Source organism: Pseudomonas marginalis (assembly GCF_900105325.1).
GTDB classification, from domain to species: Bacteria; Pseudomonadota; Gammaproteobacteria; order Pseudomonadales; family Pseudomonadaceae; genus Aquipseudomonas; species Aquipseudomonas marginalis.
Window position 1 is genome coordinate 260,687 of the sequence record NZ_FNSU01000003.1, and the last position, 12,448, is coordinate 273,134.

The window sequence follows — 12,448 nt, forward strand, 5'->3', positions numbered from 1 at the left end:
ATGGACGCCGCCCTGATCATCGTCGGCGCCGGCCATGCCGGTGGCCGCGCGGCACTGACCCTGCGTGAAGAAGGCTACAGCGGACGCCTGATCCTGATCGGCGACGAGCCGCACGTGCCCTACGAGCGGCCGCCCCTGTCCAAGGGCCTGTTGCAAGGCAACATGGACCTGGCCGGCTGCAGCCTGTGCGACAGCGCCCGGCTCGCCGAGTTGGGCATCGAACATATCGCCGGTAACCCGGTCAGCCAATTGGACCCGCCGCAACACCGCCTGCAATTGGCCGACGGCCAGTGGTTGAGCTACTCCGGGCTGTTGCTGGCCACTGGCGGCAGGGCGCGACGCTTGCCCCAGGCGCAGGCCAACGTGCTGTACCTGCGCACCCATGATGAAGCGCTGGCGCTGAAATCCGCGTTGCAGCCCGGAGCGCGGCTGGTGATTATCGGCGGCGGGTTTATCGGCCTGGAAGTCGCGGCGACCGCTCGTGGCCTGGGCTGTGAGGTGACGGTGCTCGAAGCCGGGCCGCGCTTGGCGGGCCGGGTGCTGGCGCCGGTCATCTCCGAAGCGCTGCTGCAGGTGCATCGGCAACAGGGTGTCGACGTACGCTTGAATGTGGCGTTGGAGTCGATCCATGCAGAGGCGGTGCAACTGGTGGACGGGCAGTTACTGCCCTGCGACCTGGTGGTGGTCGGCATCGGCATGCAACCGAATATCGAGCTGGCCGTGGCGGCGGGGCTGGAGGTGGGGCAGGGCATTCGCGTCGACGCGCACCTGCGCACCAGCGCGCCGGACATCTACGCGGCAGGTGACGTGTGCGAGTTTCGCCTCGGCGGTGAGTACCAGCGCCAGGAAACCTGGCGCAATGCCGAGGCCCAAGGGCGGCATGCGGCGCTGAACATGCTCGGGCGTGATGAGCCGTTCGAAGCGCTGCCCGGCTTCTGGTCCGACCAGTACGACTGGGGCTTGCAGACCGTGGGCGTGATCACGCCGCTGACCGTCAGCCGTGCCTTGCCGGCCGCGGGCCTGTTGCTGTTCTACCTCGACGCCGAGCAACGTTTGCAAGGCGCCTGCGGCTGGGGCCCCGGCAATAGCGTGGCCAAGGACGTCAAGCTGTGCGAGCGGCTGATCAGCGCACGCATCGCCCTGAACGCGGCCAGCCTGGCCGACCCCGACGTGTCCCTCAAACACCTGCTGCGAGGCTGATATGCGCCAATTCCTGGTATTCCAATCCCTGTGGGCGATGCACACCGAGCCCGGCCCCATGGAGGTCCAACTCGACCGCATCAAGGCCGCCGGTTTCGACGGCATTACCGATCACTACTGGCAAGCCGCCGATGTCGCGCGCCTGCACGCCGCCGCCACGGCGCGGGGCCTGCAGATCGAAGGCCAGTTGTTCCCGCAAAGCGTCGACGACCTGGCGGCGGCACTGGATGTGATCAGCCGCCACGGCTGCCACCACCTCACCCTGCAAGCCGATGTGCGCCCGCGCACCCAAACCGAGGCCGCCCGTTTGATCGAAGGCTGGCAACGCCTGGCCGAGCAGGTGGACTTTCCGGTGCTGCTGGAAACCCACCGCTATCGCCTGACCAACGACCTGCTGTTCACCCTCGACCTGCTGGCGCAGATGCCCGATTTGAAGCTGCTGGCCGACCTGTCTCACTACGTGGTCGGCCGCGAGTTGCCCGAGCCCGGCGCCGCCGAAGACGACGAGCAGATCCGCACGATTCTGCGCCACAGCTGGGGCTTTCATGGCCGTGTGGCCAGCAGCGAACAGGTGCAGGTGTCGCTGGCGTTCCCCCAGCACCAGGCCTGGGTGCAGCGCTTTACCCAGTGGTGGCGCTACGGGATCGAGGACTGGCTGGCCCGCCCCGAGACCCCGCACAGCCTGTCCTTCACCTGCGAACTGGGCCCGCCGCCCTATGCCATCACCGGCGCCGATGGGCGTGAAATCAGTGACCGCTGGGCCGAGGCGTTGCAGCTCAAGGCCTTGATTCGCGACGTGTGGCAGGCGTGTCGGAAATGATCTGCTAACCTGCGCGGGTTCACTCCCGCCCTTAGCCTGGATTTGCCCCATGCCGACTTCCTCCGTTCAGCCGCCTCTTGAACCGCAGTCCGTCTGCCACCCGATCACCAGCAGCGCGATCTTTATGGTCGCCACCGTCGCCCCCGGCAGTGAAGACAGCGTGCGCGCCTGGTGCGCAGACATCGCCGGGCTGGTGCGTTCGGTGGGCAAGCGCGTGCCGGCGGGCAACCTCACCTGCGTCTGCGGCTTTGGCTCGCAGGCCTGGGACCGTTTGTTCGGCGCACCGCGCCCGGCGGCGTTGCACCCGTTTCGGGAGTTCGGTGTAGAAGGGCGCATGGCGGTGTCGACGCCCGGCGACATCCTCCTGCATATCCGCGCCGAGCAGATGGACCTGTGCTTTGAACTCGCTACCCAGCTGATGACAGCGTTGGGCGATAGCGTGAAGGTGGTGGATGAAGTCCAGGGTTTCCGCTACTTCGACATGCGCAGCATCATTGGCTTTGTCGACGGCACCGAGAACCCGGTGGGGCGCAAGGCCGTGGGTTTCACTATCGTTGGCGACGAAGATCCCGGATTCGAAGGCGGCAGCTACGTGCTGGTGCAGAAATACCTGCACAACATGACCGCCTGGAACGGCCTGACGGTGGAAGCCCAGGAGAAGGTGATCGGGCGTACCAAACTGTCGGATATCGAGTTAGGCGAAGACGCCAAGCCGAGCAATGCCCATAGCGCCCTGACCGTGATCACCGACGAGAACGGCGAAGAAGTGAAAATCCTGCGCGACAACATGCCCTTCGGCCGCCCAGGGGCCGGGGAGTTCGGCACCTACTTCATCGGCTACGCACGCTCGCCGCAGCCGCTGGAGCAGATGCTGGAAAACATGTTCGTCGGCCGCCCGGCAGGCAACTACGACCGCTTGCTCGACTTCAGCACGGCGGTCACCGGCGGGTTGTTTTTCGTGCCATCGGCCGACCTGCTCGAAGCACTGGCGGAGCGTACGGGCGGGCTGTAAAGCAAAGCAGTTCAAATGGGGGGGCGTACACCAACCTGACCATGCTCAGGAGCAACCACAGACGGTGGTGCGGCCTGAGGTGTAAGGCCGCCTGGCACGGTCAAAACTGTGGGAGGGGGCTTGCTCCCGATAGCATTGGGTCCGTTAAAGTTGCATCAACTGACACGCCCTCATCGGGGCATAGGTATCTACACAACTTCCAGTGAATACGGAATCTGTGGCAATTAGGCTTCTGTGGTGAGCGGGCGGTGCGACGATTCGACAAGCCCGCTCACCACAGAGTTATGTGTCAGCCTTTAAGAGTTGTGTAGATACCCATGCTCATCGGGGTGTAGAACCGTAGACATCGTTTACATCTGAAACCGGGGACATCGTTTACACATTTGAGGCCTGGACGCGGGTCATACCTCGTCCAAGCCTCCCCAAGGGATAATCACACAGGTACAAATCCCAAGCTTCATCTTCAGCTTCTTTGAGCCCTATCCTTTCCCCGGACAGCGCCTCGCTGATAAATACCAACTTGCCGTTCCACTTGATCGATCCGTCCTGCCTGACGCTTCGAACTTTCATTTCTGCCGGATATTCCACATCGGGCAAGCATCCTGGATAAATTCGGGTGGACGGCACATACAAGTCTCCCGGACGTTTCATGCCGAGCGCTTCGTGAGGGCGTACGTAATTAAACTCATGCCTGAAATGCTCCAGCAAAAGCTGCTGCTCGACTAAGTTTTTCCCTAAGGGCAACTCAAGTTTCAAGCTACGGTGCATTCGTTCATGGCGACCATTCTGGGCGGGTCTTCCCGGCATGGTTCGCTCGGGATAAATACCCAGCCGAATCCACCAAACTGCCAGTGTGGATATTCTTGCCAGGCCAGGAGAGGCGAACGGTACCCCGTTGTCCGAACGGATAACTTCCGGCATGCCGTACTCCTGAAAAAGCCTCTCAAAGGCCTGTTTTACAGGCTGGGTCATGATCTTGGGATGGGCCCTGCACGCTAAAATCAGCCGCGACGCATGGTCTGTGACGGTCAAAGGGAAGCACATCTGAGCATTAAGCATCTTGAACTGCCCTTTGTAGTCAGCACACCACGTCTTGTTAGGTTCGTCGGCCTTTCGCATTTGTGCGTGGGAAATGCTGTGTCGGCGTTTGAAGCGCCGCTTTTTGACGAGCCCAAGTCGGTCAAGCCATTGACCGGCCGTACTTGGAGAGGGCCAGGTGACGGAGGGATCTTCCAGCCGTAATAGCTCGAGAAGCTTTTTCGGCCCCCATTTATCGTGAGCCTCCTTCATCGCGACTACACGGGCCAAAATCTCGTCGTCGGTTTTATTTGGGCTGTTGTGAGGTCGCCGGGACAGTTCGGATAAAGACCTCAAATCGCCGTCGTGCCGGGCAATCCACTTATCGACGGTAGGTCGGCTAACGTCAAAGCGGCGTGCCAACTGGCTTTTGGTGAAGTTGCCAGAAAGCCAATCAGCTACCAGCTTGATTCTTTGATTCATGGGGGACTCTTGGTTCCAGGGCATGATCAGTTACCTCCTGATCATGCGTATTAGCCTGTAAACCATGTCCCCGGTTAGAAATGTAAACGATGTCCCCGGTTTGTACCGGGGCAAGCCCCCTCCCACATGAGATTGATGCCGGGTTGAGACGGGGTGTTATATCAACCCAGCAGCCCGGTACTGACGGCCACAATCAGGAACACCCCCAGCAGCGCGCGATAGATCACAAACGGCCAGGTGGAGAACCGTTCGAGGAACTTCATCAGGCCCCAGATCGCGAAGAACGCCGAGACGCTGGCCACCACCAGCCCGAACAGCAAATGCGGCCAGGCATGGGCGGGCATATCGGCATGCACCAGCACCCACAACTCCTTCAAGCCGGCGAGGGCGATGGCGGGCAGGCCCAGCAGGAAGGAAAAACGCGCGGCCTCTTCGCGTTTGAAATTGAGGAACAGGGCCGCGGTGAGGGTCGAGCCGGAACGCGATACGCCGGGAATCAACGCGCCGATCTGCGCGACCCCGACAATCAGCGCATCGCGCAGGCGCATCTGGCTGACCTCGCGGGTATGCCGGGCACGCAGCTCGGCCGCCGCCAGCAGCACCGCCATTACCACGCAGGAAATACCGATCACCCGCAGCCCGCGCAACGGCGAATTGCAGGCGTTCAGGGTCGACGACAAGGCCAGCCCGGCAATTCCGATCGGAATGGTCGCCAACACAATCGCCACGGCCAGCTTGAACCATGGATCGTTGTAGTCGCCCCGGCGCACCGCGTCGATGCTGCCCGTGGTCACTTGGCGCACATCGCGCCAGAAGTAACTGACCACCGCCGCCAGTGCCGCCAGCTGCATGGCCGCCGAAAACGCCGAACCGGGGTCTTGCCAGCCGAGCAGGGCAGGCACCACACGCATATGGGCGGTGGAGGAGACCGGCAACAATTCGGTAATGCCCTGGATCACGCCCAGGATAAAGATCTGCAGGTAATCCAGGGAGGCGAAGCCCACATCCAGGCCGGCGGTACAAACGTTGGTCAAAGTGCGTGTCCTTGAAAAAGTGGCGAGCCGGCGGAGTTTATTCGAAATGTTTCAGCGCTTCGGCAGGGCTCGCCGCTATTTGCAATCGGTTCAGCAAGTAGAAAGGTTCGCGGCACTATTGGACTGCGCCGAGGTTTTGTGAACAATGGCGCCCTGCGTTTTTTGACCGAGAGCCCCATGCCTGAAACCACCGTGGAATTGATCCAGACCGGCCCCGAAGAAGCCGAGCTGATCCGCAATCTCTACCAGTACTACGCCTATGAATCGTCGGACTGGGAGCAGGAAGATGTCGAGGCGGACGGCCGTTTCTACATCCATGACCAGCACCTGAACCGCTATTGGCAAGACCCGCACTGGAGCGCCAACCTGTTGCTGGTGGACGGCTATATCGCCGGCTTTCTGCTGATCGAAGGCAGCGAGTTGCCGGGCATCGACGCCCTGGAACTGGCCGACCTGTTTATCCTCAAGCGCTATCGCCGCAAAGGCATCGGCCGCGCCATCGCCACTCAGGTGCTGTGCAGTGGCGAGGCGGATTGGCTGGTGCGGTTTTATGACCAGGACGAAGTGTCCCAGGCGTTCTGGCGTACGGTGCTGGATAACCTGCCGCGCCCGGTGCAGGCCCTTGAACTGGCGGATGATCCGCAGTTGATGAGTTACCTGGTTACGCGGGCGGTGTTGCATTAAAGGTTTGCTGCATCGCCTGCGGCGGCTGCCCGAACGCCCTTAAAAACGCCTGGCGCATGCGCTCGCGATCACCGAAGCCGGTTTCGCGGGCCACCACTTCCACCGGATGACGGCTGGTTTCCATCATCGCCCGTGCGGCTTCAACCCGCAGGGATTCGATGGCCTTGGCCGGCGTCTGCCCGGTTTCTTCGCGAAATACCCGGCTGAACTGGCGCGGGCTCAGCCGGGCCACCTCGGCCAGGGCGTCCACCGACAGGTCGTGGGTGAGGTTTTCGCGGGCGTAGGCCAGGGCCAGTTGCACACGGTCGGACTTGGGGTCCAGCTCCAACAGTGCAGACAACTGCGATTGCTCGCTGCCCCGGCGCTGGGCGATCACCAGCTTGCGCGCAATGCGCCGGGCGAGGTCGCTGCCCAGGTCGTTCTCCACCATGGCCAGCGCCATGTCCACCCCGGCACTCATGCCGGCGCCGGTCCATACCTGGCCGTCGACGATAAACAGCTTGTCTTCTTCCAGGCGGATGTCCGGATAGCGCTTGCGAAAGGCCGGCGCGTGGATCCAGTGGGTGGTGGTGCGCTTGCCGTCGAGCAAGCCGGCCTCGGCCAGCACGAAGATGCCCATGCACAGCGAGGCGACACGCCGCGATTGAGCCGAGGCGGCCTTGACCAGTTCCAGCAGGTTGGCCTCGGGCAGGCGAAACTCCAGGTAACCGCTGACGATCAGCGTGTCATAGCCTTGGGGCCGCAGGGGCGAGGTGTTCACCGAGAAGCCCTGGGACGTCATCACCGCGCCGCCGCTTTCCGACACCAGGTGAAACTCATAGGCGGGCTCACCGCGCAGCAGGTTCGCGCACTCGAACACCGAGCCCAGGCTGAGGCTCAGGGATTGGAAGTTCGGGTAAACCATCAGCGCAACGCTGTGCATCGCATGTCTCCAGGGGCGTGGGAGGGTGGATTGTCGGCGGCTGCCGGGAAAACGGCAACCGACTTCGGGTCATGTCCGGAATCCTTGCGCATATGACATTGTGAGGGGTTGGCGCGGCCCCTAACATTCCCTCAACGAACTAGACGACTGGTCTAATCGGACGGAGTGAAGCATGAGCAGCGAAACTAAAAGTGCACGGCAGACCATTCTCGACACGGCGCAGTTGATTGTTGGCCGTAAAGGATTCTCTGCGGTGGGCTTGAACGAAATACTTCAAGCCGCCCAGGTGCCTAAAGGTTCGTTCTATCACTACTTCAACTCCAAGGATGGCTTCGGTGTCGTGTTGCTCGACACCTACTTCGACAACTACGTGCATGGCATGCAGCAACTGTTCGACCAACCCGGTTTATCCCAGCACGCCAAGTTGATGCGTTATTGGCAGGCCTGGATCGACAACCAGACCGGCTGCACCGATGCGGGCAAATGCCTTGCCGTCAAACTGGGTGCGGATGTGTCAGACCTTTCAGAGCCCATGCGCCTGGCGCTGGAACGTGGCACGTCGCGCACCATCGATCTACTCGCCATCGCCATACAGCGTGGCCTTGAGGACGGTTCCCTGGACGTCGACCAAGCCCCTGCAAGCCTGGCCCGGCGCCTGTACGCGCTGTGGCTGGGGACCAGCGTGATGAGCAAGATCACCCGTACAACCGCGCCTTTCGAGGAGGCGTTGCTGCTGACCCGACAGCTGTTGGGTTGCCCTGGACACACAGACATTCACTGATCGAGGCACTGGAAAATGAAAGTATTAATGGTACTGACCTCTCACGACCAGCTTGGCGACACCGGCCGCAAGACCGGCTTCTGGCTCGAAGAATTTGCCGCACCCTATTACGTGTTCAAGGACGCCGGCGCCGAACTGGTGCTGGCGTCCCCGGCCGGTGGCCAGCCGCCCCTGGACCCGGTGAGTGACGCGCCCGACGCGCAAACCGAGCAGACTCGCCGCTTTGCCGCCGACCCTGCCGCGCAACAGGCCCTGGCCAGCACGGTCAAGCTGGACACGGTCAACGCTGACGACTTCGACACCGTGTTCTACCCAGGCGGCCACGGCCCGCTGTGGGACCTGGCAGAGTCACCGGTGTCCATCGCCCTGATCGAGTCCTTCGAGCGTGCCGGCAAGCCCATCGGCTTTGTCTGCCACGCACCGGGCGCCTTGCGCCACGTCAAGGCGGTCAATGGCGAGCCGCTGGTCAAGGGCCGTCGCGTCACCGGCTTCTCCAACTCGGAAGAAGCGGCGGTGGGCCTGACCGAGGTGGTGCCGTTCCTGATTGAAGATGATTTCAAGGCACTGGGCGGCAACTATCAGAAGGGCGCCGACTGGCAATCCTTCGTGCTCGAAGATGGTTTGCTGATCACTGGGCAGAACCCTGCCAGTTCCAGTGACGTGGCCAAGGCGCTGCTCAAACTCACCGCGTAAGTTAATTACCCCTTTCATTCATTGGCGACTTGCAACAGTCGCCAATGCTTTTGCTCGTCTCGAATTTGGAATACCCCAATGACTAACAGCGTTTTAAGTACCCCGGTCAAACTGGGTCATCACACCTTGAACAACCGTATCGTGCTGCCACCGTTGACACGCCAGCGCAGCGCCCAGCCCGGCGATATCGCCACCGACCTGATGGCCGAGTATTACCGCCAGCGCGCTACGGCCGGTTTCATGGTCAGCGAAGGCACGCAGATCGAACCCCGTGGCCAGGGTTACGCCTGGACGCCGGGCATCTACACCCCGGCGCAGATCGACGGCTGGCGCAAGGTCACCGACGCGGTGCATGCCGAAGGCGGGGTGATCTTTGCCCAGTTGTGGCATGTGGGCCGTGTGTCCCATAACGCCTTGCAGCCTGACGGCGCCGCACCGGTGGCACCGTCGGCGATTCAAGCCCGGCAAGCCAAGGCCTTTATCGAGACCGGGCCTGGCGCGGGTGAATTGAAGCAACCGCCGGTGCCTCGCGCCTTGAGCGTGCTCGAGATTGAAGAATTGGTCGGGCACTACGCCCAGGCCGCACGCAATGCCCTGGACGCCGGGTTTGACGGCGTGGAAATTCATTCGGCCAACGGTTACCTGGTCAACCAGTTCATCTCGGCCCATGCCAACCAGCGCGACGATGAGTACGGTGGTTCGCTGCACAATCGCCTGCGTTTTTTGCGCGAGATCGTCGAAGCCGTCAGCAAGGTGGTCGGGCCGGAGCGCCTGGGCGTGCGGTTCTCGCCGTTGTTCAGCGGCACCGACCAGGACCGCGTGTACATCGGCCTGGTGGAAGAAGACCCGCACCACACCTACATCGAAGCGATCAAGGTGCTGGAACAGTCGGGCATCGCCTACGTGTCCATCGCCGAAGCGGACTGGGACAACGCCCCCGTGCTGCCCGACAGCTTCCGTGAAGCCGTGCGCAGCACCTTCAGCGGTCGCATTATCTACGCCGGTCGCTACACCGCTGAACGCGGCGCGAAACTGGTGGACGCCGGGCTGGCGGATTTGATTGCGTTCGGACGGCCGTTCATTGCCAACCCGGACCTGCCGCAACGGCTATTCAAGGGCTGGCCGTTGAACCCGCTGCGGGAAGAGGGGATGTATGGTGGCGGTGAGGTGGGCTACATCGACTACCCCACCTATTCCGAGTAAGAGCGCGGTCAATGTGGGAGGGGGCTTGCCCTGATGCCAGCCATTTAAGAAGGAACACTATTAACTGTGGTGAGCGGGCTTTTTGTGGTGAGCGGGCTTGCCCCGCGCTGGGCTGCGCAGCAGCCCCAAACACAGCCCCGGAGCTGCCTGACACACTGCAGCGCTCTTATTGGGGCTGCTGCGCAGCCCAGCGCGGGGCAAGCCCGCTCACTACAGGTTGCTGCTTGCCCCTCCCACATTTGCTTTGTGTTGCCTGCTGGTTACTCCACCCGCAACACAATCTTGCCAATATGGTCCCCACCTTCCATCCGCGCATGGGCCTGGGCGGCGTCGGTGTATGCGTACACCTTGTCGATGATCGGCAGGCAACGCCCGGCTTCCAGTACCGGCCAGATGTACTCGCGCAACTGTTCGGCAATCGCGGCTTTTTCAGCCTTGCTGCGCGCACGCAACAGCGAGCCGGTAATCACCGCGCGCTTGCCGAGGATGCTCAACAGGTCGACGTCGTTGGCCTTGGCGCCGCCGAGGAAACCCAGCATCACCAGGTGGCCGTCCATGGCCAGGGCCTTGAGGTTGTTGTTCAGATACGAGCCGCCCATGATGTCGAGGATCACATCCACACCCTGGCCGTTGGTCTGTTGCGCGATGACCTCGGCAAAATCCTGCTCGCGATAATTGATCGGCTCCCCGCCCAGCTGGGCAATGGCCGCGCATTTGTCGGCGCTGCCGGCGGTGGCGAAGGCCTGGATGCCGAATTCGCGGCACAGCATCAGCGCGGTCGTACCGATGCCGCTGGTGCCGCCGTGGATCAGCACGCGCTGGCCGGTGTGGGCATCGCCGAGGCCGAACAGGTTGGCCCACACGGTGAAGAAGGTTTCCGGCACGGCGGCGGCTTGAATCCAGTCCATGCCTTCAGGAATCGGCAGCGCCTGGCTGGCGGGCACCGTGCAGAACTGCGCATAGCCGCCGCCATTGGTCAGGGCACAGACCTTATCGCCCACGGCGAATTCGCTCACGCCGTCGCCCAGCGCGGCCACTTCGCCTGCCACTTCCAGGCCAGGCAGCGGGTTCATGCCGGGTTTCATCGGGTACTTGCCGGCGCGTTGCAGGGCGTCGGGGCGATTGACACCGGCCGCATGCACGCGAATCAGGATCTCGCCGGGGCCCGCCACCGGTACATCTGCCCGGCGTGGTTGCAGCACCTCGGGGCCACCGGGGGTGGTGATTTCGATCAGGGTCATTTCTTTGGGAAGCGTCATTTCAGATTACCTGCAGCGATGAGCGTATGGATTGGGACCGCGTCGGACGGCCGACGGTTCAGCAGGCGCATGCCCGGTTCCAGGGCCAGGGCGACCACTATCGCCCCCGCGGCGATCATGAACAACAGCGCATGCTGGCCTCCGCTGACGTTGAACAGGGCGGAATAGGCAAACCCCGAGAGCGCCTGGAAAGTCGCAAAGGACACCGTGGCACGGCTCCACGCGACCTGCTGCTGATGATGGTTGGGGAGCAGTTCGTGCACCCGCGCCAGCGCCAACGGCACGATGCCCGGCGGGAAAGAACCGAGGATCACCGCGAGCACCGCCAGGCCAGTCAACGAGCCGGCAAACGGCAACGCACCGACGGCAATCGCCTGCACCACCAGCACCACGCGGATGCTCAAGCGCGCCCCCAGTTTATCTGCGAGGAACCCGTAAGTGACCGGCCCGACAATCGACCCCAGGCCGTACATCACCCAGATCATCGCGCCGATATGTGCCCCGGCCCCCAGGCCACGGGCCACGTAATCCACCAGGAACACCATCGCCGGTACCAGCCCCGCGGCCATAAAGGCGTATTGGGCGAACAGCAGGTACACGCCGGAAGGCGTTGCTACGGCCGCGCCGGATGGCGGCGCGTCTTCATGCAGCGTGCCCGCAGGCCAGGCGAACCAGCTGGCGGCGGTCAGCACCAGGGCCAACAGGCCGAGGCCGAACCAGGTCTGCTGCAAACCCAGGCTCAGCAGCGGCGGCACAAGGGTGCCGGAGCCGGCGATGCCCAGGCCGATGCCGAGGAAGATCGCCCCACTGGCCAGACCCCGGCGTGCGGCCGGTACATGGGGCAACACGGTCGCCGCCACCAGCACCATGATTGCGCCACCGGCAATCCCCGACAGCAGGCGCCAAGCGAAGAACCACACCACCGACAGCGGGAAGCCACAGGCGAAGAACGCCAGGGTCACCGCAACCATCATGAGGCGCAGCGCGGTCCTGTTCGAGGTGCGCTGGGCGATGGGCCGCCCGATCAGCGCGCCGATCAGGTAACCCACCAGGTTGGCGGCACCGAGGTACACCACGTCATTGGCGCTGAACCAGTGGGCCTGGATCAGCGACGGAATCAATGGCGTATAGGCAAAACGTGCCAGGCCGATGCTGACCAGGCTGGCGCACAGGCCTGCGAAGATCGGCAGCCACACGGAGCGGCGGGGTGGGGCGTGAGTGTCGAGCATGATGGCGGTCCTGGGTATTTTTCTCTGGTGCCCAGCATATCCAGGTTTTTGGATGCAATAATGCAGCGAATACACGTCGCTTTGATGCAGATATGCAGCATAAGGAGGCAG

11 protein-coding genes and 1 pseudogene are annotated in these 12,448 nt (G+C 62.7%); 7 read left to right on the plus strand and 5 right to left on the minus strand.

The window, feature by feature from the left end; genetic code table 11:
* The 3 genes from BLW22_RS10640 to BLW22_RS10650 are packed head-to-tail and all read left to right on the plus strand — an operon-like array spanning position 1 to position 3,032.
* A complete protein-coding gene (locus BLW22_RS10640; RefSeq protein ID WP_074846095.1) occupies positions 1-1,200 on the plus strand; it encodes an NAD(P)/FAD-dependent oxidoreductase in 1,200 nt (399 codons plus the stop codon).
* Between the two features lies 1 nt (position 1,201).
* The gene (locus tag BLW22_RS10645) at positions 1,202-2,020 is read left to right on the plus strand and encodes a sugar phosphate isomerase/epimerase family protein (protein ID WP_074846098.1); all 819 of its coding nucleotides are present in this window, start codon (positions 1,202-1,204) and stop codon (positions 2,018-2,020) included.
* Between the two features lie 49 nt (positions 2,021-2,069).
* Positions 2,070-3,032 (plus strand): Dyp-type peroxidase, encoded by a 963-nt coding sequence (locus tag BLW22_RS10650; RefSeq protein ID WP_074846101.1) that lies wholly within the window; start codon positions 2,070-2,072, stop codon positions 3,030-3,032.
* 375 nt (positions 3,033-3,407) lie between these two features.
* Here the strand turns inward: BLW22_RS10650 and BLW22_RS10655 are convergent, their stop codons facing one another.
* Together BLW22_RS10655 and BLW22_RS10660 are read right to left on the minus strand one after the other, a co-directional pair.
* A complete protein-coding gene (locus BLW22_RS10655) occupies positions 3,408-4,556 on the minus strand; it encodes an integrase core domain-containing protein (RefSeq protein ID WP_065924691.1) in 1,149 nt (382 codons plus the stop codon).
* Between the two features lie 137 nt (positions 4,557-4,693).
* Entirely contained in the window at positions 4,694-5,566 is an 873-nt protein-coding gene (locus BLW22_RS10660; RefSeq protein WP_065926239.1) for an undecaprenyl-diphosphate phosphatase, read from the minus strand.
* A 177-nt stretch (positions 5,567-5,743) separates the two neighbouring features.
* On the opposite strand from BLW22_RS10660, the gene BLW22_RS10665 reads away from it, so the two are divergent.
* On the plus strand, positions 5,744-6,250 hold the full coding sequence (locus BLW22_RS10665) for a GNAT family N-acetyltransferase (RefSeq protein ID WP_043293772.1): 507 nt from the start codon (positions 5,744-5,746) through the stop codon (positions 6,248-6,250).
* Here BLW22_RS10665 and BLW22_RS10670 read toward each other — a convergent pair.
* The gene (locus tag BLW22_RS10670) at positions 6,228-7,172 is read right to left on the minus strand and encodes a GlxA family transcriptional regulator (protein WP_074846103.1); all 945 of its coding nucleotides are present in this window, start codon (positions 7,170-7,172) and stop codon (positions 6,228-6,230) included. The two genes, BLW22_RS10665 and BLW22_RS10670, sit on opposite strands and share 23 nt — an antisense overlap.
* Before the next feature lie 172 nt (positions 7,173-7,344).
* On the opposite strand from BLW22_RS10670, the pseudogene BLW22_RS10675 reads away from it, so the two are divergent.
* From BLW22_RS10675 to BLW22_RS10685, 3 genes and pseudogenes are all read left to right on the plus strand, one after another.
* Positions 7,345-7,972, plus strand: a pseudogene (locus BLW22_RS10675) (TetR/AcrR family transcriptional regulator).
* Positions 7,969-8,646: a type 1 glutamine amidotransferase domain-containing protein gene (locus tag BLW22_RS10680; RefSeq protein WP_027607567.1), complete on the plus strand. Its 678-nt coding sequence runs from the start codon at positions 7,969-7,971 to the stop codon at positions 8,644-8,646. The pseudogene BLW22_RS10675 and the gene BLW22_RS10680 overlap by 4 nt, the downstream one beginning before the upstream one ends.
* A gap of 78 nt (positions 8,647-8,724) precedes the next feature.
* Positions 8,725-9,849, plus strand: a complete 1,125-nt coding sequence (locus BLW22_RS10685) for an alkene reductase (protein ID WP_027607566.1) — start codon at positions 8,725-8,727, stop codon at positions 9,847-9,849.
* A gap of 260 nt (positions 9,850-10,109) precedes the next feature.
* Here BLW22_RS10685 and BLW22_RS10690 read toward each other — a convergent pair whose 3' ends face one another.
* Together BLW22_RS10690 and BLW22_RS10695 are read right to left on the minus strand one after the other, a co-directional pair.
* Positions 10,110-11,108: an NAD(P)H-quinone oxidoreductase gene (locus BLW22_RS10690; RefSeq protein WP_074846110.1), complete on the minus strand. Its 999-nt coding sequence runs from the start codon at positions 11,106-11,108 to the stop codon at positions 10,110-10,112.
* The gene (locus BLW22_RS10695; protein WP_074846113.1) at positions 11,105-12,337 is read right to left on the minus strand and encodes a YbfB/YjiJ family MFS transporter; all 1,233 of its coding nucleotides are present in this window, start codon (positions 12,335-12,337) and stop codon (positions 11,105-11,107) included. The genes BLW22_RS10690 and BLW22_RS10695 overlap by 4 nt, the downstream gene beginning before the upstream one ends.
* Between the last annotated feature and the right edge of the window lie 111 nt (positions 12,338-12,448).